The following is a 25,460-nucleotide window of genomic DNA, read 5'->3' on the forward strand; positions in this document are numbered from 1 at the left end:
GAGACTAAATTGATTATGAAACGATTATCCATATCTTGTATTTTGTTGTCTTGCCTTCTTCCCATTATCTCTGCCATGTCTCCTGTACAGGGGCTGTTAGAAAGAATTGCGCCAGGGTCTTCCGGTAAATTCATCATTGAACAGGCTACATCCCCTTTTTCGTCCTCCAACAACGAAGATAAAGATTTCTTTGAGCTGGATCAAAAAGGCTCAAAAGTTGTCATCCGTGGGAACAACTATATCAGTATAGCCGTAGGGCTGAACTGGTATCTTAAATACCATGCAGGTATCCATCTTTCTTGGAACAATATGACTGCCGAACTTCCCGCCATACTCCCTCCCGTCCTCCATAAAGAAAGACACGATACAAAATCCATCTACCGCTATGACTTCAACTATTGCACTTTCTCTTATACCATGGCATTCTGGGACTGGAAGCGTTGGGAACAAGAGATTGACTGGATGGCCTTGCACGGTATCAACCTGTCTTTGGCACTGGTAGGAACGGATGCCGTCTGGCGCAACGTACTCTCAAAGTTAGGTTACTCCAAAGAAGAAGTAAACGAGTTTGTGGCAGGTCCCGCCTTCCAGGCCTGGTGGCTGATGAACAATCTCGAAGGATGGGGCGGACCGAATACCGACTCCTGGTATGAAGACCGCATCGCCCTTCAAAAGAAAATATTGAAACGTATGCGAGAGTACGGTATCCATCCCGTACTGCCGGGATATTCGGGTATGCTTCCACACAATGTCAAAGAAAAATTAGGAGTGAACGTGGCCAGTCCGGGTAAATGGAACGGATACCACCGTCCTGCTTTCCTGCAACCTACTGATACCCGTTTCAAGGAAATAGCCGCTTTGTACTATAAAGAAATGAACCGTCTGTATGGTAAAGCAGACTTTTACAGCATGGATCCCTTTCACGAAGGAGGCAATGTAGCGGGTGTCAATCTGGATGCAGCCGGACAAGCCATCTGGCAAGCAATGAAAGAGAACAGCCGGAATTCCATCTGGGTAATACAGGCATGGGGCGCCAACCCACGCGCGCAGATGATAAAGAACATTCCCCGGGGCGATATGCTTGTACTCGACCTTTACTCCGAAAGCCGTCCGCAATGGGGCGACCCCAACTCCGCCTGGTATCGGAAGAACGGTTTCGACAACCATCAATGGCTCTATTGCATGCTGCTGAACTACGGTGGCAATGTAGGCTTGCACGGCAAGATGCAACACGTCATCGATGAATACTATAAAGCCGTTGAAAGCCCCTTCGGAAGTACAATGAAAGGAATAGGAATGACCATGGAAGGCTCGGAAAACAACCCCGTGATGTACGAACTGCTCTGCGAACTGCCCTGGCGGCCTTCCGGTTTCTCCAAAGACGAATGGCTGGAAGGATATATTTCCGCCCGCTATGGCAAATGTACCCCCCGGCTATTGGAAGCATGGGTATTGCTGGGCAACTCCGTCTACAACTGCCCGCCCCGCTCCACCCAGCAAGGCACGCATGAATCCATCTTCTGTGCCCGCCCCGCTCTGAATGTTTATCAGGTCTCCAGCTGGTCCGAAATGTCCGACTACTATAATCCCCACGACGTGCTCCGTGCCGCACGCCTATTTCTGGAAGAAGCCCGACAGTTCAAAGGGAACAATAATTTTGAATACGATCTGATTGACATCACCCGCCAGGCCGTAGCCGAAAAAGGACGTCTGATTTACAAAGTAATCCAAGCGGCATACGATGCCGGAGACAAACCGTTGCTTCGCTTGGCTTCCGACCGTTTCCTCGAACTGCTCTTGCAACAAGACCGCCTGCTTGCCACCCGTCCCGAATTCAAGGTAGGCCGATGGATAGAACAAGCCCGCAACCTGGGTCACACTCCGGAAGAGAAAGACTGGCTGGAGTGGAACGCCCGTGTACAAATCACCACATGGGGTAACCGCCTGGCATCCGATGATGGAGGTCTGCACGACTATGCCCACAAGGAATGGAACGGTTTACTGAAAGATTTCTATTATCTACGTTGGAAAACCTGGCTCGACCGTCTCAACAATCTTCCCGACAATGACCCCGCCAATGAAATAGATTACTATTCGCTGGAAGAACCCTGGACTTTACAACACAATTTCTATTCCCCTGTAAAAGAAGGGGATTGCATAGAGACCGTAAAGATTACCGGTTACTAATTACAAGTCCCCCAATTATCAACTATCAATTAAATAAAATGAACTTCAAGAAAGCCTTATACCTCTGTCTCGTCATTGCAGGCAGTATGAGCAGCCTAAACGCCGCCGAGCGTATCTACGACCTCTCACGAATGGGACTGAAAGCCGACAGTAAGAAAAATGCCAGCCCCGTCCTGCAACGAGTCATCAAGCATATCCAGTCTGAATGCGCTCCCGAAGATAGTATCGTATTACGTTTTTCCAAAGGAAAATACAACTTCCACGAAACAGGTTCCGCCGAACGCATCTACTACATCTCCAATCACGACCAGACCAATCCCAAGAGAGTGGGGATTGCATTGGAAGGTTTCAAACACTTCACTCTGGAGGGGAACGGTGCCGAATTTATCTTCCACGGACGAATGCTGCCGCTCTCTTTGCTCCATTCCGAAAACTGTACGTTGCGTGACTTCAGCATCGACTTCGCTATCCCGCACATCACCCAGATACAAATACTGGAAAACAATGCAGAAAAAGGTATCACCTTCAAACCTGCTCCCTGGGTGAATTGGCGTATCACCAAAGACTCGATCTTCGAGTCCTATGGTAATGGCTGGACTGCGCAACCCTCTACCGGTATTGCTTTTGAAGAGGAAACCCGTCACATTGTTTACAATACCAGCGACCTGTCTTTCTCTACAAAAGGAGTTTCCGTCACCAAAGACGGCACCCTCATCGCTCCTCGCTGGAAAGACAGCCGCCTTATACCGGGTACTACAGTAGCCATGCGTATATGGTCCCGTCCCACTCCGGGTATCTTCCTCAGCGAAAACCGTAATACTCTTATTAATAATGTAAAAGTACATTATGCCGAAGGCATGGGACTCCTCGCCCAGTTATGCGACAACCTTACACTTGAAGGTTTCGGCATCTGCCTGAAAGGAGACAACGACCCGCGCTATTTCACCACGCAAGCAGACGCCACTCACTTCTCGGGCTGCAAAGGAAAAATCATTTCCCGCAACGGCCTGTACGAAGGAATGATGGACGATGCTATCAACGTACACGGTACTTATCTGAAAGTAGTGAAACAAATTGATAACCACACTCTCGTAGGCCGCTACATGCACAGTCAGTCATGGGGTTTCAAATGGGGTGAAGCAGGAGACAGTGTCCAGTTTGTACGTTCCAAAACCATGGAGATAACCGGACGTCCCAACCGTATTACCGCCATCGTTCCTTTTGACCGGAAACAAGTGGCAGGAGCCCGCGAATTCAAGATAACCTTCCGCGACGCTATCGACCCGGCAATCAGCGCACAGGAAGGTTTCGGCATTGAAAATCTCACCTGGACTCCCGAAGTAGAATTCAGTGGAAATACTATCCGCAACAACCGTGCCCGTGGCACCCTCTTCAGTACCCCGCAGAAAGTAGTGGTAGAGAACAATCTCTTTGATCACACCTCAGGGGCTGCCATCCTGCTATGCGGCGATTGCAACGGTTGGTATGAAACCGGCGCTTGCCGTGACGTACTCATCCGCAAGAACCGTTTCATCAATGCGCTGACCAACCGGTTTCAGTTCACCAACGCCATCATTTCCATCTATCCCGAAATTCCGGACCTGGAAGGACAGAAGCTCTTTTTCCACGGTGGCAAGGAAGGCAGTATCCTCATCGAAGCGAACGAATTCGATACGTTCGATGCACCCATCCTGTATGCCAAGTCGGTGGACGGTCTGATATTCCGTAATAACATCATCAAATATAACAACGAATATAAACCACTGCACTGGAACCGTAGCCGCTTCTGGCTGGAGAAGGTCAACAGGGTAAAGATAATGGAATAAATGACAGGAATTTATTTGTTTATCCTTTAAGGTTATCGTAACTTTGCTTTGTCTTCACGAACGCTCCACTACAGTGAACAGAACTATTCACCTCAATGGACAGAACTGTTCACTGCAGTGAACAGGATCGTTCACTAAAGTGAAACAAGAACAAAGTACAGGATCTGACACCTTTCGTATCAGGACTTGACATTAACAATACATGTTATTAAAAAACAAAAACAATGGCAATACTATTTGACTGGTACGAGGATCCTAAGCCCGCTAACAAAGAAGAAGAAAAAACACTGCATCCGCGCATCAAACTGAACGGTTCGGTAGGAACCGACGTACTACGCCATCGCATTCAGGAACGTTGTTCGCTGACTGAGACTGATGTCTCTGCAGCGCTTGATGCCCTTTCGCATATCATGGGCAAAGAACTTGCCGAAGGCAGACAAGTACATCTGGACGGGATCGGCTACTTCTATCCTTGCCTGACCTCTACCGAACCGGTGACCGCTTCCACCAAACGAAAGTTGGCAAAAGTAAAGTTGAAAGCTATCAAATTTCGTGCAGACCGGACATTGAAAAGTGAATTCGGTATCCTAAAAGTGAAATGTCTGAAAGGAATCCTAGAGTTCAAACGCCTGTCAAATGAAGAAATTGACCGGCAACTGACGGAGTACTTCAAAACCCACCAATTTTTGAGAAGAACGGATTTTCAAGATTTGTGTAGAATGCCGAAGAGTACTGCCATGCGCCATCTACGCCGCCTGCGTAGCGAAGGGAAACTGGATAACCAAGGTGGATTGACACAACCGATATACATGCCCGGAAAAGGATATTACGGCAATAATTAACGGAGTAACCAATATTCTGCTTAAAGACATAGCCATGATAACAATCAGAAAGACGCAACTTACAGAAATAAGTACGCTTATGGACATCTTCGGACAGGCCAAACGTATCATGAGGAAAGATGGAAATATGAAACAATGGACAGGGAATTATCCTTCCGTGGAACTAATTACGAAAGATATTCAGAGCGGAAACAGTTACGTATGCATTGATGAAGGAACAATTGCCGGGACTTTTACTTTTATCAAAGGAAACGACCCTACCTACGCACGTATTTATGACGGGGCATGGGTGGAAGATACACAACCATACGGCGTCATTCATCGTCTGGCCAGCACGGAGGACAGTAAAGGGGTATCTGCCGCCTGTTTGCAATGGTGCTATGAACAAATACCTAACTTGCGCGCCGATACACACAGGGACAATCATATACTGCAATATATCTTGAAGAAACATGGCTTTCAATATTGTGGTATCATCTTCCTCGCCAACGGAGATGAGAGACTGGCTTTCCAGAAAATAGAGAACCAAGACAGGATAAGTTAACTCAAATAATGCTAATCTTTCAGACATTCCATGCTCCCGAATTGTAGATAGAACAAAAAGTTCCACTGCTCAGCAGGAAATATAAAAGTTAAAAAAAGAATTCCTCCTTTCCATGCGGAAAGTATCAAAGTTCCTATTGATGTAATGATGGCGGAACATGATACCGAAGGTGAACGTTATTACCATATCGAGAAGCTGACTAACGGATATAAAGTCCCAGAAGATGCCTGCAACAGCTATCGGTTCGTGCTCAAACAGCTAAAGGATTTCGAAGCGGCATTACACCGACATATTCATCTGGAAAAAATATCGTATTTCCACGTGCCATCCTTCTGGAAAAAGAATTAAAAGAACGGTCATGACACAGATTAATATCAGACGGGTATATGAGACTCCCGAGACCACAGACGGCTACCGTGTATTGGTAGACCGTTTGTAGCCTCGCGGCATGAAAAAGTAGTATCTGAAATATGATGCATGGGGAAAAGGATATTACTCATTCTCCGGCAGTTCCTGCAGACTCACCTTCAATAAATTCCATTCCTACAAGGAAATAATCTAAAAATGGATACTACTTCAAGAATACTTCTTCTTCAGATCTTTCACATTCATACCTGTAAAGTAGTCTTCTACAAAACCCCAACGTTGCTCATTGGTCAGGCGGTCAGTACCGAAAAAGAAAGAGAATAGTTCAATCTGTTCTTCAAATATTTGCTCGTTGGTATCCAGGATAAGATTATGATACTCACCGGAATCGGCCAATTGATGTAAAAGTTCCGGATTGTAGAAACTGATATGTACGCAAGGCGTACCACCGCCCTCTACGCTAAACGACAGACAGTCGAGCATGGAAAGCAGGTTAAGCAGCATATTCAAATCGGAGAACGGGGTACAATAGAACAACAACCGATCTCCCTTACTGCCTACGATGCGCTGAGTAAATAACTTCTGATAGCGTGAAAGAAGCAAATCAAAACCTTTGGTTACGGTAAAAGAAAGTTCGTTGGAGTCTTTCTTCTTCACACTGCTAATGTAACTAACGCTACGTCCTTCTTCCGTGCGGCTCTCCAAAAGAGAACCGATGAAACGTTTGGCAGACGGTACGTCCATGCCATGCTCGGCAAAAACGGCACGCAGTTCTTCTTCATCAAAACGGCCTTTACTCTTCAGCAAGGCAGTTTTCAACATGGCAATCAAGCTACTGAAAAGGGCATCCATACGCTGACGGATAACTGCCGTATCTTCTTTTAGCAAGACTTCATGTTTACCTACGGATACGGCACGGGCTCCTTCCCATAGAGTTCCGTTATTCAGTTTTTGTTTAAATTCCTTATATCCCAGTTCCGGGAAACGTTCTTCCCAAATCTTCTCCAAACGTGCCCTGTACACCCCTTCTTCACCTTCTATTTTCGTCAGATAATCAGAGAACTCACGGATAAAGATATCACCCGTCTTATCTTGTATGTATCCCTCGGTCAACAGATTTTGGGGACTTACCTCCAACAGATATTCCCCGTAGCGATGTGCAAGGTCTTCCTCCAGCCACAGTAGCGCAGTCTTGATCAGCTGTCCCAATTCGGCTTCATATTCAAGCTTATTCTTGGTACGCGGCAGTTTTACAACAAACTCAAAATCGGACAAAGAAACCAACATTTCCGGTTTATCACCTTTCATCTTGTGCACTTCCATAAGTTTCTTCAGGATAAGTCCCAACTGTTCCTGCGCAATATTCCCCGTCTGATGCAGACGCTTCATATAGTAAAAATCACGTTCATGGTAATCTGCAGCCGAAACACCTTGCACATCGGAATCACGGGCGGCACGTCCTATCTCCTGGATATAATCTACAAAAGTACTGGAAGGAGCCACATGATAGACACGATCAATGTCGCTGATATCCACACCCATACCGAAGGCCTTTGTTGCTACAATCATCCGTTTGCTGCCTTCTTTAAACTCTTGGACAATCGCAGCTTTCTGCTCCTTATCTTTCTTTCCATAGTAAGAAGCCACCAAATGCCAATCGGTAGAACGAACCCATGTTTTCAACCGCATATCGATACCCCCGGCAAAAGGATAGTAAAGCAACGTTTTATGTCCATCCAAAAAGCCCTCTACACGCGCCGCTATAGCCCGTTGTTTCGCTTTATCGTAGGTTTCACCTTCTTCCATCGTAAGTTGACGGATATCAAAACCGATATTACGTCGTTTCACCGTGCCGACATAGAGCACACAGGGTTCCATCTGCAATGAACGGATGGTTTCAAATACCATATCATTACCACCCTTAGGGTTCCATACTGCCGTAGCAGTCAATGCAAACAAAGGAAAATTATATCCGAGGTTCTGTTTCAACAAGTTCAGATAGCGTCCCAAAAACCAATAATCCACACGGAATTCTTTACCCCATGTAGTCACTGTATGCGCTTCATCCACTACAACCAGCCCGATACGGCGTTCACCCACAAAATGCTTGATATCGTATGAGAGCAACAGCTCAGGCGAAAGATAGAACAAATCAATATCTCCATCGTGTACCTGCCTGTATACATCGGCCTTTTGTTCCGGTGAAAGATCGGAAGAGGCATACGCCACACGCTTATAGCCTATATCCTGCAAACTTTCCACCTGGTCTACAATCAAGGCTTTCAGAGGAGAAACCACAATAGTCAGTAAGTTATATTCATTTCCCAAGTAGATGGCGGGAAGTTGAAAAAGCAATGATTTTCCTGAACCTGTAGGAGCTGTCAACAGTATATTATCCACCGTAGTCTCACCATTTTGCGCCTTTTCCACTTCACGAATCACATTTTCAATTAACTGGCCTTGTGAAATGTATAAGGTCTCCTTGTTTTTGAACAAATCATCATAGATTTCCAAATTACGAAACTGTTCGTAACCGTATGTATCTTTCAATAGTTCTTTTATCTCGTTCCGACAATCATCGGACAAATGCCGTTCTTTTAACAAAGGCAAGCGACGTGCCGTTTCTACTTGTGTTTCTATCATAACTATTATGGGGGGGGTATATAAAGAAAAAAAGTAGTTATCCAGCCATAGTAAGGGCCTTCAAACTACCTCCTTCTATTTTTCATCTTGTTCCTGAATTCAAGAACAAGTTTCGTTCAAAGCATATCAATACTCTTCCTCGTTGAAGAAGAAATCTTCTTTGCTTGGATAATCGGGCCAAATATCTTCAATGCTTTCATAAATCTCGCCTTCATCTTCCATCTCTTGCAGATTTTCTATCACCTCAAGCGGAGCACCTGAACGCATGGCATAATCAATCAGTTCGTCCTTAGTTGCCGGCCAAGGAGCATCTTCCAATTTAGATGCTAATTCCAATGTCCAATACATAGTCTCTAAGTATTAAAATTGTGAATATTAATTCCTATCTTCTATTTTTCGGCAAAAGTATAATAAAATCTCTCACTTACAACTATTATTCCAAAATATTTCACCTTTTTTCTCGTCTTGGTTAATTTTACGCGAAAGAACGAATAAATAATCAGACAAACGATTGATATAAGCCAATAATTCAGAGGAGATTTCTACTTGTTCGGCTAACGTAAGAATACGACGTTCTGCACGTCGGCAGACTGTACGGCAAATATGACAAACCGCCGCTCCACGGCTCCCTCCGGGAAGTACAAAAAAAGACAAAGGAGGCAACATTCCATCCAGACGGTCTATTTCATGTTCCATGATTTCCACCAGTTCGGAACTGATAATACTGGCTTGATGGAGTTCGGTCTTTTCACGGTCGGTGGCAAGATACGAACCTACAGAGAATAATTTATCCTGTACTTGCTGCACAAAATTCCGATCACGTTCATCGGACAGGTATGTGACAAGAAGTCCTAAATTGGAATTCAGCTCATCCACCGTACCATAGGCTTCCAACCGAATATGGGTTTTACCTACCCGTGTACCTCCCACCAAAGAAGTAATACCTTTATCTCCGGTCTTTGTATATATAAGGCTTTTTTTCATAAAACTTTTGTTCATTATGACATTATTCACAAATGTAACTTATTCTTTCTGAATGAACAAAAAGAGGGAAGAAAAGTTGAGAAAGGAAGGTTGCCTGTACTAAAAAAATATATTCCAATATTTCATTGCATGTGCAGCCTAAAACAACGCAATAGGCAACCTTCCTAAACAGTATACTACTTACTCTGCAACGCAGACTGTTACACGATTTTCTTCTACAACAGGGAAAGGTTGTTCCTTATCTCCCTTAAAGTCAACTTTTATTCTATCGCCTGCAATACCTTTAGCTTGTAAAGTACCCGCTACGATTTGTGCGCGTTGTTTAGAAAGTCTTTCATTGATGGTGGCTGTTCCTGTCGCGGCATCTGCATATCCACAGATAGTGACTGTTGTTTTTTCGTTCTTTTGTAAGAAAGAAACCAATTCATCAATTTTACTCTTTTCCGAAGGACGAATGACAGCCGAATTGATGGCAAAGAAAATATTCTGTCTCACAGACTGTAGTTCCGCCTTTTTCTCCTCCACTTTATTTTCTGACAATGCTACAGGTTTTTCTACCTGTTTAGTTTCTACGGGAGGTTGAGGGGCAGGTTCTTCACGACGAACAGGGGTCATCTTTTTATGGGTCTTTCCAAATTTAATGGTAAATCCCGCTAAAGCATTGAATTGCCAGTCAGAATTACCTGCTTTCTTGGAGTTGAACTTATCCGTAAGCAGGTTAGCATTTACTTCCAGATTGAGATATAATCGCTCTGCCAGACGTAAATTCGCACCGAGACCTCCTCTACCCGCAACGCTTATTTTATTATCACGCCATAAATATTCCAGATGACATCCGGCATCATTTATGGCTACAGCCTCATCATTGTTGAAAGCTCCATTGATACCCATACCTAAGAACAAATAAGCGTCGAAAAAACGCTTGTAATTATATCCACAAAACAGGTTACTCAAGTCAAGCGTAGCGTCTACATTACCTTGTAGATAATTGAATTTATACTTACTGAAAGGGGTTACCCAAGCGCCTCTGGCTTGCCATCCACTTACTCCGGCACGCAATCCCCATACAGGAGTAAACTGATATCCGGCAGACAGAGCGGCCGCAGGAGATATCAGGTCTTTAAAACCAGCCTCACCAATGGTATGTGCAGCTCCCATCTGTAACTGCATTTGCCAATGTGGATTAAAAACAATTTTACCATCATCCTTTGTTTTATCCAAGGAATGGAACTCGCTTTGTCCAAAAGCAATCACCGCACTGAACCCGCAAGCCACGAAAAGCAAACTTTTTTTCATGTCCATAATCAAATATTTTTATGATATATAACTTTAATAAAAAAGAAGGAGAGTATGTACCAATCACACTCTCCTTCTTCAACACTATTATTTTCACGGTTGTGAAAATGTACCTATCTTCACAGACAGATGTCTATAACTGGTTTATCAAGGATTATGTGTCAACCAGTAAATTTTCTATCCATAAATCAATTTTAAAATGAAGTAATTCCACTCAAAGAAATTTCGTTCCGGAATTTTCGCTTTCTGTTTGAAAAGGGAGAAAGAAGCACTTTTCACAAAGTGCTCTTTCTCAAAAGCAAACAAACAAAAAGTTCTGAATTCTTAAAGCCCGATCTATGCGCAGAAGGAACTCCATTCATAAAATCTATCAGAACTCAATTTGCTAATTCTTAGATAATACGTACCGGAAGACTCCGGTACGTATTATCTAAGAATTATTTTGTTTCCTGAACTGTTACAGTAATTTCCTCAACAATAGTACCCCACGTATAAGTGATGGTCAAAGGAATGTAAAGTTCGTAGCTTGAAATTTCAGCTTTGCTGGTCTTGATATAAGAGATTGTTCCATAATCGGGTAAAGTAGTACCGTCAGGAGTAGCAACCTTTGAATTGATAGACAGGATCTTCTTGGCTTGTTCTTCACCGAATGCTTCTGCAAGAGTTCTCTTACCTTTACCACCCCAGTTAGTCTGAACCTTCATCAAATCAGGACAATCAATCTTCGTTACACCATAGTACTTATAATAATTCAAGTGCTTAGCGAAGCTGTTCAACTCATTATCATATCTCCAGTCATTGAAGATTACCAATTCTGCCAAATTCAAAGTATTAGCAGGATCACCTACGTTCAAACCGTCAGTGAAATGCTTGTCTGCATTAGCAGATACATTGACCGGACGGATGAAGAGAAGGTTGAACTCGCCGTTAGTAACCTCAACAAGTTGATCACATCCATTGAAGTATTCAATATCCATTACAGCATAGAAACTGCCAGCATCACGTTTAGCAATATTCAGCAAGTTCTTAGCCACCTCTGTATTTGCGTACTTAACATCCTTATTGTTTGTACCAGACAAGCTTGCAACCAAATTATCAGCAGTCAAGTCAGCGTTAGTTACATTTACAATAGCAGGATCTACAGCATGCAATTCAGTCTTGGCAGCATTCAAAGCCAATTGATACTTAGTGCCGTCAACGCCAGTTACAGTACCACGGACAGCTTTCTTATTCTTTTCAGAGAATACGAAATTGTAGTCCATATTAGTATTAACGAAGCTCGGATACATAGTTGCATTAAACTCACTACTATAAGTAAATACAACCTTACCACCGTCAAAGAGTTCGTTCAAATCACCAACAATCTGTGTAGTATTACCTGTACCCGGAGTCTGGCAATAGATAGAAGCAGCTGTCTTGTCTGCGTTCCAAGCATTGCTTACTCTTTCTGCAGAAGTTGCAGTAAAGTTCACAGCATTTACATTTACAACGTACTTGATAACCACGTTCATCGGATAACTACGGCTGTTATCTACCTTATTCAGATCATCATCGGCTGTAGTTCTCTGATAAATACCATAAGCATAGTACTGACCCGCACTCAACGGCTGTGTATTCAAGACAAATTTAACCTCATGGTTGGCTTTACCATCCACATTATTGATAGTTTCTGTCACTGTCCAAGCACCCTTATTATCATATCCAGCAACAGGAGCGCCCGCAAATGTATAAATAGTATGGAATTGTTCTTTACTCAATGCTTTCAGGTTGCTGTTAGATGTAAATGTATAAACCTGAGTACTCATGAATCTATCATCTGTTGTCCATTCAAGTTTAGGATTATTACATCCAATACCCACTGTAGTTGTTTCGTCAATAGTAATGTCTTCTTCCGGTTCAGCAGCTTCATCACCAACAATCAACAGTTTGATATAAGCAGCAGCAACCAATGCATCGCTATTGTGAGAATCACGCAACTCAGCCAATACCATCGGAGCTTTACCAATACAGCTTTCATTTACATCACCATAGTTCACAGCTTTGAAAGTAGCATTATTTGTACCTTCCAGTTTCATATACTGTTGTTGCGGAGTATTATTAACTTCATAATCAACAGGCTTGAACGACAATGTCAAGTTAGTATGAGCAGCATAATCAAAGTACTTATGACCTGCAGCAGCCTTGATGTCACATGCATGTACAAGCTCATTCAAATCAATACCTGCAATAGCTTGAGAATAAACCACATTTTGTACCAAATGATGATTGGTTATTTGTGGCATGTTTGACGCGTCAATTAAAGCAGCCTGAGCTATAGCATCAGCTTTTGAATCAGCATAGTGGCATTTGTCATCTTTAGCATCCAATACGGTTACTTCCTTATCTGTCAAAACCAAATCGATTTCGGCTGTTTTGTTGATGACCCCTACATATTCAGTAGTGATCTTATTTTTAGCTTCTGCAGCAGTGAATTGGAGAGCAATTTCATCCAATTTGTTCTTATCCTTTTCAAACAAGGTCGGATCTGCTTCCAAAGTAACAGTCATTACACCATCTTTGATCTCAGATTTCTTCCACTCAATAAAGTTACCCGGAGTTCTCGTTACTTGTTCAACAGTCTTTTTCAACACTTCAGGTTTTCCTTCTTCAGCCAATTGAGCAATTGTTGCGCTGGACGGATTTACATGATATTGAGGAGTAGCCTGATTTGGCATATAAAGAGTTTTGCTCCCTTTAGTTACAGCATCTTTAGCTATTACTTTCTCTGTATATGAGTTTTCCTCAAAAACAATTACTCTTTCGCCCCAATCAGCCAATATCTTTTCTGGGATATATTCAAAACTTGTAATAGGTAGCGCATCGCTAATCAACAGTTTGGTTCCGTCAATCTGCCAACCTAAGACAATACCATCTTCAACATACTTTACGACTGTAGCTTTTGCAGGTTCAGGAATTGTAATTTTAACACCGGTTGCTTGTCCGTCGTAAGAGATAACACCGGTTTTTGCATCATAAGTCAACTTCGAAGCATCAAACTTAGTGTCTGTGTCAGTAAACTTGATTTCTTTTGTCGTAGTAGTTCCATCACTACCTTTCAGTGTAATCGTAACAGAGTTACCATTCTGAGCAACATCCAATGAATAAGTAGTATTGGTATCCGGAATATCATAAGTAACCGGAGTACCACTAGCATTTGTAACTGTTAACTTTCCATTTGCAAATGTTACATCTTTTACATACCCAAGAGCACCAAAGTCGTTCTTCAACGCTTCAAGTCCCTTTTCTACGGCATCAACACGTTCGTTCAGATTTGCGATGTCATCATCATAGTCCTTACAAGACGTAAATGTTCCTGCAGTACCCATCATTAAAGCACTGAACAGGATCACATTGAGATACTTTTTGTTCATAAAAATTGTTTCAATTAAATTAATAATATATTATTAAAAACTCATTTAATTTAAATCAGATACATATTATTTGCGATTTCAAAACTTACTAAACATATACATATTTTTTCTGTTACTTTGTAGGTAACGGATAATGATCCATTTGAATGATTAATAAGAGGTTTATTCCCCAAAAAAGCAGAGAATAGAAACTCAAAATCAAAGAAATAGTAAGAAAAGAATGGTTCTGATAATAATATCAGCTGAAGGATCAATAGCTAAAAGATAAACTTGAAGGTAAAAGGTATCCTGTTCCAAAGGATAGTACTCTGGAAAACATGCGAAAAGCAAAAGAAGAAACAAAGTAAAGTTCTACCCGCTTGAAGAGATTAATTTGGAACTATTTCTCTAACATTCCATTATTTTTTGCAAAAGAGATAACCAACTGGTTTGCTTCATCTATCTTTTTATCATGAAACGGTTTCAAATAGGTCTCAGTAACTGTAATAGAAGAATGCCCCATCGCTTCCGAAATGATACCGGGATGGATTTCGCAATAATAAGCCATTGTAGCCCATGTATGGCGGGCTGAGTAACTACTGATAGACCTTATACCCCATTTCTTCCCTAATATTGCTAGTTGATGATTAAAACTTCGTAGTGCTGTCTGATATTCACGATAGGCAGCTTCAGTCCCTTCTTCACTATGTAATATAGGGAATAAATAAGGAGAAGTCTCATCCTTATTTGCCATCAAACGAACTAGTTGCATAGCTTCATCCGAAAGAGTCACTCGCAAATAACGTCCTGTCTTCTGTCTCCGATAAGACAAAATATTTCCTTGTAGATCTTGTTTATGTAGATAAGCCAAATCAACAAATGGCAAACCTCGCATCAGAAACATAAGAACGAAAAATGCTTCTGTCTTTTGTTGGTTTGAAGTTAACATAGACTTTAGCAATTTATTTTCCATATCACGTACCAGCCCACCAATATCCGAAACACCCAATGCTTTCTTCCTATCTGTACGTGTACCAGTATATACATGTTCAAACAATCTGGGTGAAAACTTAGCCCATCCCCTGTCTACAGCACGATTGTAGACGGCACGGAGTGTTTTCATATAAGTAGAAACCGTATTCCAACTACATTCTCGCTGTCGTAGATATAGTTCAAAACGTTTCAATAACGAAACTGTTATTTTATTAATAGGTTGTTCCTGATAACTATTAAATGCAGAAAAAGCATTTAAAGTCGACTGATAAATATGACTTGTCCCCCACTGTCCGTTTTCACGTAGTTCTCTAATGACAATTGTCATAACTTGTTGTAAAATTATCTTTTTCATTTTAATAGGTTTTTATGAATCAAGCATCCTAATTCGCATAATCGACACAATTGAATAAATTCTTTTTTGTTTTTTTGTAAAATAACAACGATATTATTTGCTCATTTATGGGAAAACACTTATGTTTGCACCGAAAAATATTCCGTTACCTACAAAGTAACGGTACTCTAACATTCTCATTTACAAAACAAAAAAATGAAGAAGTATACTTCTTCATTTCTCTTATTCAAATCACTGTATTTTTATAGCCAATCCTTAAAAATTTACAACATAGTCTTGTTTTATTTTAGTTTTATCAAAGAAGATAATACCAAGGTCATATAGGTCAAAAGTAATACTTATTTGTTCATATTGTTTCATACGTTTCCACAAAGCACTCATCTGCGGAGTATAATGGATACCTTCAATCACAAATACAGACCGGTTTCTTGTACGTTCCATACAGATTCGGAATACCTCTTCCATAAATTCCGGACACCGATAATCGTGCAGATAGAGAAAGTCTACAGGTACATCGGCTTCCAAGAACAACTCAGAAAGTTCGGAAGCAGAAGTATAATCGGCACCTTCCTTACCTGCTTTCAGATAAAGGGCAGAAGCTGAGAGTGTACCCACATCCACAATTGTGTCCGGCTGTGTATAGTTGACAAGGCGGAACAAGAGTTGTTTTATTTTCTTGGATTCATACTTCCAATATTTATCTTTTTCCAACGCCAATTTCTTCTGTGCCACCACCAAATCCTTGTATTTATAATAAGGTGTATTTTCATAAATTACATGAGTAATCAGATTAAAAGCAAAAGGAGAATGCACTCCGTAGCCGCAACGGTGACGAAAACGGTATATCCAAATAAAAGGACGCTTCAAAGCAAGAACAAGACGGTTCATAATAACAAATAATTTATTCAGTCGTTCACACTACCTTTAATAGTCACACTTTCTCCTGAAGAAAAATTTTCCTTCACGTTCAGGAACACCTGTTTTCCCTCAAAACGGAATCTAAGTTCCAGTGCACTTATCCAGTTTACATAATGTACTTTTAAGCATAAAGTAGATACAGATAGCCAGGCATAGCTACCCGCCACCCAAAACGGTCCTTCTATACCTTTAAAATGCTCTTTTGCAGAAATGGAATAAGGTGGATATGCGTTAATTGCAGTTTTCATCCATTGCTTATATCCAAACAGAAGATCATACGCAATCTCTTCTTCTTTTATGGCCATCACTATTTCTTTCCGTTTAAAATGAAGATTGAGAGACTCCCAACCATATTTATTCGACTCGAGTACAATAGTTTTACCCGCATATTGTCTTGCATCAGAAGAAGTGACTTTACCCTGAACTACCGGCAGCTGATAAGAACTTTGCTTTTTCTGCAATAATTCATAGTCCTTACCCAGAGTCAATGACTCATCACCCACTTCCGGTAATAGGCAGTTCCAAACCAATCTACGTTGGGTACGACCATCTAGTAAAGTACATTCAGTGATAACAACTACCATATCCTTATCCGGAATAACCAAAACATATTGCCCCAAAGCACCATCGGCACGCACTGCACCGGGATATTCACAAAGCCACATGTGGTAACCATAACCATTGCCACCGATATCTATCTGATGAGTCATCATTTGCTCCACCCAAGAAGCAGGAATAAGTTGCTTTCCTTCCCATATACCATGATTCAGTAACAATAGTCCGAATTTTGCCAAAGATTCACTTTGGATATACAATCCCCAACCACCTGTATTGAAACCTTCAGGACTTTGTTCCCAAGCAACATCAGTAATATGCATCGGATTGAAGATTTTCAATTTCAGGTAATCGAGTACAGTCATTCCCGTTACTTTCTGCACAATGGCAGCAAGAAGATAAGTACATATCGAATCATATTCGAACTGTTTACCCGGAGTTTTTACAGGTTTCGCGAGATAAGTACGTATCCAGTCAGTACAGATATTGCGCATATTCCAGTCCGGCGTAATTCCCGAAGTCATGGTAAGTAAATCGCGAACGGTCATGGCAGCCAAATTCGCAGAAACAGTATCGGGAAGGGACTCGGGGAAAAAAGTTGCTACACGGTCGGTCAGGCGAAGACGATTATCCGCAATAGCAAGACCTATCGCAACACCTACAAAAGTCTTGGAGCAAGAATACATCGTATGGCTATATTCCGGTGCAAATGGAACCAAATAAGTTTCAGCAATTACCTTGCCATGACGTAATATTATCACACTGTGTATATCCGTTTGGGGTAATGCAGTCAGAGAATCAAACAAGGCTATCACCGCACGTGAAGGAACACCTTCCGCCTCGGGTGTGGAACGCTGTAGTTCATTTATCTGTGCATGGCTTATATTGGTAACCAGCAGACAAAATAGTAAAAAAAAGATGTTAAGTCTATTCCTCATATCATTGCATCAAACATTCATTAAACTTACGATACAAAAATACAATATTCAAATACGAAAGACAAATTCTCAGAAGAAAAGGATCTCACACCTTCTGCCCTTTTTCAGTTCAACATCAAACTTCTTTTGTGCATACACTTCTATTCTATTGCCGTACTTCACTTCCGCACGCTCTACACCAACAGGCATTTTAATGGTAAATGTCCCCGAAGCAAAAGCAGTTAAAACTGCTTTTACAGTTCGTCCATTCTTCCAATCCAAATCAACAGCAGCACCGCCACGTACACGCATCCCCCGGAAACTACCCGTATTCCAACTATCAGGCAAAGCGGGTAATAGATTGATAAACCCCTCATGGCTCTGCAGCAACATTTCTCCGATACCAGCAGCACCTCCATAATTCCCGTCAATCTGGAAAGGTGGGTGCGAACAGAAAAGATTGGGAAAAGTTCCACTACCATGGCGACCTGTTTTTACATCAACAGCCGGATGTAGCAAACTTTTAAACAATTTCCAGGCACGGTTTCCATCACCCAAACGTGCCCAAAAATTGATTTTCCAGGCACGGCTCCACCCTGTACCTCCATCACCACGACGATTTAAAGTCACGCGACAAGCCTCAGCCAAACCAGGTGTATGATCAGGAGTGATCAGATTTCCCGGATGCAAGCCATAAAGATGGGAAACATGGCGATGGTGCACATCCTGCTCTCTATAATCCTCCAACCATTCCTGCAAATATCCCCCCTTACTGATTTGCATGGGAGGGAAATTCTTTAGATCAGCCCGGAGACGGGTTGCATAATCAGCATCACAATTCAGTAAACATGCAGCTTCAATTACATTCATATAGAGTTCGGTAAGTAATTGTATATCCATAGTCGACCCCATACAGATACTGACAGCTGTTACAGAATCATTATCTACATAAAAAGCATTCTCCGGTGAAGAAGTAGGTGCCGTTACCAACCAACCATGTCGGGGTTCCTGCACGGTAGTGGAACTGAAAAACTCGGCAGCACCTTTCAATATCGGATAGATACGACGTAAATATTCTTTATCTCTGCTATAAAGATAATGCTCCCAAAGATGTGCACAGAGCCATGCACCACCAGTGTTAGTCGCTCCCCATGAAGGATGTTCACCCGGAGCGGTATAGTTCCAGACATTAGTCATCATATGCAATACCCATCCGGTCGCCTTATTCCCATAGAAAATACGTGCCGTTTCCTTACCCGAAGGAATAAGCCGTTCAACAAGTGTTGTCAAAGGCTGATAAAGTTCGGAAAGTCCTGCCTGCTCCAACGGCCAATGGTTCATCTGAACATTGATATTAGTATGATAATCACCATTCCAAGGTGTCTGTACACCGGTTGCCCAAAGTCCTTGAAGATTAGGTGGCAAACTGCCGGGCCGGGTACTGCTGATAAGCAGATACCGACCATAATTATAATAAAGGGCAGCTAATGCCGGAGAGCCTTTTTCTGCAAAACGAAGTATACGTTCATTGGTGGGTAACACATCGTCTTCTGTAGCCGGTAATGTCAAAGAAACACGGTCATAAAGAGTACGATGGGCAGCAATATGCGACTGTTTGGCAGAGGTTACCAAAGGTTCCATTACCTCCAACAAGCTATCACAAACCTCTACATAGCGTTCTCCAGGGAAATCGGTTCCTTCAGCCGCGTAAGAGGTTGTAGCTGAAATGACTAACCAAGCTTCTTTTCCTTTAATCAAAGTCATTCCCCGTTCTGACGATACAGCCTGTTTCCCACTTTTAGAAATAAGCCGCATAGCAACAGAATATTTCATGCCGTCTTGTCCGGCTTTACCACTTTCCAAAGCACCGTTCATCCTAAGGGTATTCCCATCGGCAGTCACTGTACACCGTTCTGTACGGCTAAGTTTGGCAGAGAAGTTCAAAGCACCCTTACGATCAGCAGTCAGATGTACTAAAATCACATCATGGTCACGGGACACGAAGTACTCACGACGATAATTAACCCCATCGCACATAAATGTGGTATATGCTACCGCATCATGCAGATCAAGCCAACGACGATAATCAACAGATTGGGAATTGAGAGTTGGAGATTGAGTATTATAGGTAAAGTCAATATTCAAATCGCCCAACACCTGATAAGTTCCATATCTGCCATCAGTCTCCTCTTTCTTAGGTACGAAACTATTATACATCAGTTCCTGCGCTTCTTTATTCTTTCCCTCAAAAAGCAATTGCCGAATAGCGGGTAGGCTGTGTGATGCATCCGGATTACCATAATCCGCTTCCATGCCACTCCATAGGGATATTTCGTTTAAGACAATATGTTCTTGCCGAATACCGCCATCAGGCATTATACCCAATCGTCCGTTACCCAAGGGAAGTGTTTCTTCCCAAATCGTTGCAGGAGTAACGTAATAGAGTTGATGATTACAACTGTCCACAGGTAATTCAGTTGCAACAAGTTGTACAGATATCAAAAGTAAAAAGGAAAAAAGAAGTGTTTTCATGAGTTCTCGATTTGATTATCACAAATGTAGTAAACATCATCGTAAAAACGTAAAAAACACTTCCCTATTCACTTTTTAAAGAGGATATATTATTTGACGCATTTCAAAAGCCAGTTTACACCTGATATCAGCAGAAGAAGAACCGATATAAAGGGTAAACTTTCCGGCATCTGCCTGCCATGTATTGACCAAAGGCCGGTAGTACTTCAAATCATCTGGTGTAATGGTAAATACTATTTCTTTCTCTTCACCTGGAGTAAGAGAAATTTTCCGGAAATGTTTCAGTTCCTTAACAGGACGTAAAGCGTCACATTGTTCATCACCCACATAAAGCTGTACAACTTCTTTTCCCGTAACGTTTCCTGTATTTTTTACGGGAACAGTTACAGTCAATGTCCCGTCCGAATCCATTGTTTTGGCAGAAGCTATCGGTTTACCATATGTAAAAGTAGTATAACTCAATCCATGCCCAAAAGGGAACAAAGCAGGAATTCTTTTAGTATCGTGCCAACGATAACCCACGAGAATATCTTCTTTGTACTCTTCACGGATACTGTCGCCCGGATAACTCAACGTATCAAAAGCATGTGCACCGCAATCCGTCAACTTAGCAGGAAAAGAGAATGGGAGTTTTCCACTAGGATTTACCGCACCACTCAGCACATCGGCCAAAGACTTGCCACCCATTGACCCCAGATACCAACCTTGTACGATGGCAGGTACTTTGTTTACCCATGGCATTTCTACAGCATTTCCACTAAGGAGAACCAATACCATATTCTTGTTTACCTCCAACAGTGCCTCTATCAATTCGTTCTGTCCGAAAGGTAAACCATATTGCAGCCGGTCACCCCCTTCACAATCTTGAAAATGATTTTTATTCAATCCACCTACCAATATCACCAGATCCGCACCCTTCGCCATCCGTACAGCCTCAGTACGTAAAGAATCCATTACAGGTCGCGGTATTTCATCTGTACGACCGTACATCGGGCGACCGGCAACATAACCTTTGGCATACTGTACTTTATCTCCATAAACAGCACGCAAGCCTTCCAGCGGAGATACCATATCTTTCACTTTCAGTTCGGAAGAACCGCCGCCCTGATTGAGCAGGCGAATTGCATTATCACCTACCACCAGAATTTTTTGATATTTCGCCGCATCAATCGGTAAAAGAGGAATACCTTTTTTCATAACAGGAGCATTCTTCAACAATACAATCCCTTCGTTGCCTATCTCGCGGGCTACCTCATAATGTTCTTCCGTAGCCACGGAACCATATGGTTTCTGACGGTTCATTGCCGTACGGAATATCAAGCGAAGAATACGGGAAGCTTTGTCATTTACGGTAGTTTCTTTCACCAACCCTTCCTTCAACATCTTGAGATAAGGATGAGCCAGATAATAATCATCATAAGTAAAAGTACTTTCCGATGTCAGACCGTTGGTATAAGAACCCATTTCTATATCCAGTCCATTGACGGCAGCCTCAAAGGTATCATGTGCACCCCCCCAGTCGGTAATGACTGTACCATCAAAATTCCATTCCTCTTTCAATATCTTGTTCAGAAGAAAATCATTATGACAGGCATGCTGTCCCCGGAATTTATTATAAGCTCCCATTATACTCCATGCACCGCCTTTCTCTACAGCGGCTTTAAATGCAGGCAGATAAATCTCATGCAAAGCACGGTCACTCAAACGCACATCAATATGTCCGCGCCATAACTCCTGGTTATTCAAAGCATAATGTTTTACACAGGCCGCCACTCCGTTTTTCTGTAATTCCCGAATATACGGTACACACATTACACTCGCCAGATAGGGATCCTCGCCCATATATTCAAAGTTACGCCCATTCAATGGAGTACGATAGATATTGACACCCGGACCTAGAAGAACGTCTTTCTCACGATAACGCGCTTCTTCTCCGATAGCCTTTCCGTACTTGGCTGCCATTGCCGGGTTCCAAGTAGCCGCGAGACAAGTCAGGGCAGGAAAGGCCGTAATACTGTCATTTGTCCATTTGGCATACCCCCAATCGTTCCAGTTTATTTCTGCACGTACTCCATGAGGACCATCGCTCATCCATAATTCCGGAATACCCAAACGAGGTACTCCGGCACTACTGAATTTACTTTGCGCATGGCAAAGAGCTACTTTCTCTTCCAATGTCATACGATCGAGAGCATCCTTTACACGTGTTTCGATTGGTTGGGTGTCATCTAAATAGACTGGGGATTGTGCCGATAAGTTCCCCATTGAAAAAAAGAATAATAAGATTGTAAAGATTTTCTTACTCATATTTTAAAATATTAGTTTTATAAATGGACATCTATGAACGTAAACGTAACTCCAGCAGATTATCATCTCGCTTCTATTTTCGTCACCGCTGCTTTCAGTCCTTCTGCTGTTGCGGTCAGTTCTATATCACCATGTTCTCCATTATTCTGTACCACTACCAAACACTTGCCATAAAAAGCCTTGCGATGATTATCTTTGAATTTCTCCATGGATATCGGGCTGCCATTATCAACTCCTGCAATGAAACCTGAACCTTCGAGAGTGAAGATTACATCATTTTCTGCATTCGGACAAAGATTGCCCTCTTTATCCATAATCTCCACCGTTACAAAACTAAGATCACGGCCATCGGCTTGAATAGTACACCGGTCAGGAGTCAGACGAATTTGCGCCGGTTCTCCCGCCGTATGAATACTTTTCTCAGCCACTACCTTTCCATTCATTCGTGAAATGGCTTTTATCGTACCCGGCTCGAACTTCACACGCCACGCCACATGAAAGTTATTCTTCCCCTTACTACGTGTTCCCTGCGACTGCCCATTCACAAAAAGCTCCACCTCGTCGGCATGATTATAATACGCCCAAAGATCAATCTCCTGTCCCGGTATCCAATTCCAATGCGGAAAGAGATGAAGAACCGTTTTATCGGTATTCCATTCCGATTGATACATATAATAGATATCTTTCGGAAATCCCGCCAAATCTACAATCCCGAAATATGAGCTACGGGCAGGCCAACCATAAGGAGTGGGTTCTCCAATATAATCGAATCCTGTCCAAACGTATTGTCCGCTAATAAATCCATTATCTTTCACTGCATGCAACGTCCCTTCATGCCGGTTACCCCAAGGTACATGGCAGTTATCGTATGAAGAACAAGAGAAGGAAGTATCGAAAAAAGGTTCGTCCCAGCGCCGAGGCCAGATAAACATCGAGTCACTCGGCATCCGGTAATACCCCCTCGTCATCAATCCCGACACACTTTCCGTCACAATGAACGGTTTACCGGGGAAGTTCTCAGGAACTCCCGCAAACCAATTATCATGATAGTTGAAACCGATGATATCCAATGCCCCCGAACGAAACAGATGATTATTAGGGTTCGGTTCATTACAACCTGCCGTGACGGGACGAGTTGTATCAAGTTCTTTCACTTTATCCACCAATTTTTTCGTCAACAACGAATTGACGGATATTTCTCCTTCCTTTGCCAACATACTCTCATCATGACCGAAATTCAGTATCAAGTTGGCCTCTTCCAAGCTGAGCGTATCGGCTTTAGTATCACTCCATTGTTCCAACACTTCATTTCCAATGCTCCATATAAATATAGAAGGATGATTACGATCACGCATCACAAGGTCGGTGAGATCGCGCTCATGCCATTCGTTGAAATAACGCGCATAGTCGTGTGAGGTCTTTTTCTTGCGCCACATATCGAAAGTTTCATCCATCACAATAAAACCCATGCGGTCACAAAGATTGAGTAATTCCGGTGCAGGCGGATTGTGCGAACAACGAATACCGTTGCACCCCATCTCTTTCAGTATCTCCAGCTGGCGTTCGATAGCACGTACATTCACTGCCGCTCCCAAGCAGCCAAGATCGTGGTGCATACAGACACCGTTTATCTTCATCCGCTCACCATTCAGAATAAAACCCTTTTGCGCATCAAAACGGAATGTACGGATACCGACAGACGTATAATAAGTATCAAGTATCTTACCACTGCTTTTATCTTCAACAAGAGTCATTACCTGATAGAGATAGGGAGTATCCACACTCCACAATTCCGGTTTTTTTATCACAAGCTCTTGTTTCACCTCTTTCGGATAAGTAGCGGTAATATTCAGTTCGGAAGATGTTTCGCCTACCACTTCTCCTCCGGCATCGAGCAGACGGGATATCAATCTGATTTCCGCCATAGGAAGAATTTCCACATCCCCGCTTGCCACTATCGTATCGTTGATGATCATCGTATCCGGTATCGGCTCGGCATCATACTGCAACTTTGTACATATCACCAAACGAGCACTGTTTTTAGATACTTCTTCTGCCGTGACGTATGTCCCCCATTGCGCCACGTGTACCGGATTTACCTTTGTCAACCAGACATTACGATAAATGCCACATCCCGAATACCAACGAGAGTTAGGTTGTTCCGCATTATCTACCCGGACAGCTATCACATTTTTCTCTCCCCAGCGGATATAGGGAGTCATATCATAACTAAACGAAACATAACCGTAGGGACGAACGCCCAATGGATGTCCATTAATAAATACCTCAGAATTCATGTAAACTCCATCAAAATCTATTATCAGGCGCATACCGGCATCCGCTTTATCGGCTACGAATGTTTTGCGATACCACCCGACACCACCGGGCAATGCCCCTCCTCCCGTTCCCGAAAGATTATCTTTGGAAAACTCTCCTTCAATCGCCCAGTCATGGGGCAAATTCAGATGCCGCCAACCGGTATCGTCATATTCGGGATGAATGGCCGCCGTATCGTCTCCGATACGGAATGTCCAGTCAGCGGTGAAATCCATGCGCCGGGTGTCGTTCACCACTCGTCCGGGAGAGGTACACGCACCTCCAAGAGACAAGACGAGACAGAAAAGATATATGATTAAAAGTCTGTTCATGATATAGTCAAATAGGTTTTGTGATATATCTATAGTTCCCTCGTGAGGGATATATAGTTCCCTTGTGACAGAACTATAGATCCCTCGCGACACATCTTAATATCCCTCACGAGCCATCTATAGTTTCCTCAAACGGGAGCTACAGCACCTTCAGGAAG

Annotated in this window: 16 protein-coding genes and 1 pseudogene; 6 read left to right on the forward strand and 11 right to left on the reverse strand. The window is 42.6% G+C overall.

Annotation, left to right across the window (positions count from 1 at the left end):
• Positions 1–15 precede the first annotated feature (15 nt).
• The 6 genes and pseudogenes from DXC10_RS00465 to DXC10_RS16450 form a co-directional block, all read left to right on the forward strand.
• Positions 16–2,187, forward strand: a complete 2,172-nt coding sequence (locus DXC10_RS00465) for an alpha-N-acetylglucosaminidase (RefSeq protein WP_117737153.1) — start codon at positions 16–18, stop codon at positions 2,185–2,187.
• A gap of 38 nt (positions 2,188–2,225) precedes the next feature.
• On the forward strand, positions 2,226–4,013 hold the full coding sequence (locus DXC10_RS00470) for a right-handed parallel beta-helix repeat-containing protein (RefSeq protein WP_117737154.1): 1,788 nt from the start codon (positions 2,226–2,228) through the stop codon (positions 4,011–4,013).
• A 224-nt stretch (positions 4,014–4,237) separates the two neighbouring features.
• Positions 4,238–4,855 (forward strand): HU family DNA-binding protein, encoded by a 618-nt coding sequence (locus DXC10_RS00475; RefSeq protein WP_117737155.1) that lies wholly within the window; start codon positions 4,238–4,240, stop codon positions 4,853–4,855.
• Positions 4,856–4,889: 34 nt separating this feature from the next.
• Positions 4,890–5,399 (forward strand): GNAT family N-acetyltransferase, encoded by a 510-nt coding sequence (locus tag DXC10_RS00480; protein ID WP_101541800.1) that lies wholly within the window; start codon positions 4,890–4,892, stop codon positions 5,397–5,399.
• A gap of 144 nt (positions 5,400–5,543) precedes the next feature.
• Complete coding sequence (locus DXC10_RS00485; RefSeq protein ID WP_233519835.1) at positions 5,544–5,747, forward strand: hypothetical protein; 204 nt, start codon at positions 5,544–5,546, stop codon at positions 5,745–5,747.
• A gap of 10 nt (positions 5,748–5,757) precedes the next feature.
• A pseudogene (locus tag DXC10_RS16450) lies at positions 5,758–5,856 on the forward strand (DUF488 family protein); the annotation flags it as partial.
• A gap of 119 nt (positions 5,857–5,975) precedes the next feature.
• On the opposite strand, the gene DXC10_RS00490 reads toward DXC10_RS16450, so the two are convergent.
• The 11 genes from DXC10_RS00490 to DXC10_RS00540 form a co-directional block, all read right to left on the reverse strand.
• A complete protein-coding gene (locus tag DXC10_RS00490; RefSeq protein ID WP_117737156.1) occupies positions 5,976–8,408 on the reverse strand; it encodes a DEAD/DEAH box helicase in 2,433 nt (810 codons plus the stop codon).
• 126 nt (positions 8,409–8,534) lie between these two features.
• The gene (locus DXC10_RS00495; protein ID WP_002558131.1) at positions 8,535–8,756 is read right to left on the reverse strand and encodes a DUF2795 domain-containing protein; all 222 of its coding nucleotides are present in this window, start codon (positions 8,754–8,756) and stop codon (positions 8,535–8,537) included.
• 72 nt (positions 8,757–8,828) lie between these two features.
• On the reverse strand, positions 8,829–9,392 hold the full coding sequence (locus DXC10_RS00500; RefSeq protein ID WP_101542399.1) for a cob(I)yrinic acid a,c-diamide adenosyltransferase: 564 nt from the start codon (positions 9,390–9,392) through the stop codon (positions 8,829–8,831).
• A gap of 180 nt (positions 9,393–9,572) precedes the next feature.
• Positions 9,573–10,694, reverse strand: a complete 1,122-nt coding sequence (locus tag DXC10_RS00505) for an OmpA family protein (RefSeq protein WP_117737157.1) — start codon at positions 10,692–10,694, stop codon at positions 9,573–9,575.
• Between the two features lie 431 nt (positions 10,695–11,125).
• Positions 11,126–14,098, reverse strand: coding sequence for a hypothetical protein (locus DXC10_RS00510; RefSeq protein ID WP_101541803.1), 2,973 nt, complete (start codon positions 14,096–14,098; stop codon positions 11,126–11,128).
• Positions 14,099–14,477: 379 nt separating this feature from the next.
• Positions 14,478–15,425: a site-specific integrase gene (locus DXC10_RS00515; RefSeq protein WP_117737158.1), complete on the reverse strand. Its 948-nt coding sequence runs from the start codon at positions 15,423–15,425 to the stop codon at positions 14,478–14,480.
• A gap of 255 nt (positions 15,426–15,680) precedes the next feature.
• Complete coding sequence (locus tag DXC10_RS00520; protein WP_117737159.1) at positions 15,681–16,313, reverse strand: hypothetical protein; 633 nt, start codon at positions 16,311–16,313, stop codon at positions 15,681–15,683.
• A 17-nt stretch (positions 16,314–16,330) separates the two neighbouring features.
• Positions 16,331–17,836, reverse strand: a complete 1,506-nt coding sequence (gene bas-suc / locus DXC10_RS00525; RefSeq protein WP_117737160.1) for a 3-succinylated cholic acid synthase — start codon at positions 17,834–17,836, stop codon at positions 16,331–16,333.
• A 69-nt stretch (positions 17,837–17,905) separates the two neighbouring features.
• Positions 17,906–20,347 carry a glycoside hydrolase N-terminal domain-containing protein gene (locus DXC10_RS00530; protein ID WP_117737161.1) on the reverse strand — a complete coding sequence of 814 codons (2,442 nt, stop codon included), beginning with the start codon at positions 20,345–20,347 and terminating at the stop codon, positions 17,906–17,908.
• Positions 20,348–20,422: 75 nt separating this feature from the next.
• Positions 20,423–22,654, reverse strand: coding sequence for a glycoside hydrolase family 3 protein (locus tag DXC10_RS00535; RefSeq protein WP_117737162.1), 2,232 nt, complete (start codon positions 22,652–22,654; stop codon positions 20,423–20,425).
• Between the two features lie 62 nt (positions 22,655–22,716).
• Complete coding sequence (locus DXC10_RS00540) at positions 22,717–25,302, reverse strand: glycoside hydrolase family 2 TIM barrel-domain containing protein (protein ID WP_117737163.1); 2,586 nt, start codon at positions 25,300–25,302, stop codon at positions 22,717–22,719.
• Positions 25,303–25,460: the final 158 nt, after the last annotated feature.

Source organism: Bacteroides sp. OM08-11 (assembly GCF_003438665.1).
Lineage (GTDB): Bacteria > Bacteroidota > Bacteroidia > Bacteroidales > Bacteroidaceae > Bacteroides > Bacteroides cutis.

Coding starts and splice junctions, on each gene's coding strand:
- DXC10_RS00530 (WP_117737161.1), bottom strand. CDS start 20,347: ATGAAAACACTTCTTTTTTCCTTTTTACTTTTGATATCTGTACAACTT.
- DXC10_RS00505 (WP_117737157.1), bottom strand. CDS start 10,694: ATGGACATGAAAAAAAGTTTGCTTTTCGTGGCTTGCGGGTTCAGTGCG.
- DXC10_RS00475 (WP_117737155.1), top strand. CDS start 4,238: ATGGCAATACTATTTGACTGGTACGAGGATCCTAAGCCCGCTAACAAA.
- DXC10_RS00515 (WP_117737158.1), bottom strand. CDS start 15,425: ATGAAAAAGATAATTTTACAACAAGTTATGACAATTGTCATTAGAGAA.
- DXC10_RS00535 (WP_117737162.1), bottom strand. CDS start 22,654: ATGAGTAAGAAAATCTTTACAATCTTATTATTCTTTTTTTCAATGGGG.
- DXC10_RS00485 (WP_233519835.1), top strand. CDS start 5,544: ATGATGGCGGAACATGATACCGAAGGTGAACGTTATTACCATATCGAG.
- DXC10_RS00480 (WP_101541800.1), top strand. CDS start 4,890: ATGATAACAATCAGAAAGACGCAACTTACAGAAATAAGTACGCTTATG.
- DXC10_RS00495 (WP_002558131.1), bottom strand. CDS start 8,756: ATGTATTGGACATTGGAATTAGCATCTAAATTGGAAGATGCTCCTTGG.
- DXC10_RS00490 (WP_117737156.1), bottom strand. CDS start 8,408: ATGATAGAAACACAAGTAGAAACGGCACGTCGCTTGCCTTTGTTAAAA.
- DXC10_RS00465 (WP_117737153.1), top strand. CDS start 16: ATGAAACGATTATCCATATCTTGTATTTTGTTGTCTTGCCTTCTTCCC.
- DXC10_RS00510 (WP_101541803.1), bottom strand. CDS start 14,098: ATGAACAAAAAGTATCTCAATGTGATCCTGTTCAGTGCTTTAATGATG.
- DXC10_RS00520 (WP_117737159.1), bottom strand. CDS start 16,313: ATGAACCGTCTTGTTCTTGCTTTGAAGCGTCCTTTTATTTGGATATAC.
- bas-suc (WP_117737160.1), bottom strand. CDS start 17,836: ATGAGGAATAGACTTAACATCTTTTTTTTACTATTTTGTCTGCTGGTT.
- DXC10_RS00500 (WP_101542399.1), bottom strand. CDS start 9,392: ATGAAAAAAAGCCTTATATATACAAAGACCGGAGATAAAGGTATTACT.
- DXC10_RS00540 (WP_117737163.1), bottom strand. CDS start 25,302: ATGAACAGACTTTTAATCATATATCTTTTCTGTCTCGTCTTGTCTCTT.
- DXC10_RS00470 (WP_117737154.1), top strand. CDS start 2,226: ATGAACTTCAAGAAAGCCTTATACCTCTGTCTCGTCATTGCAGGCAGT.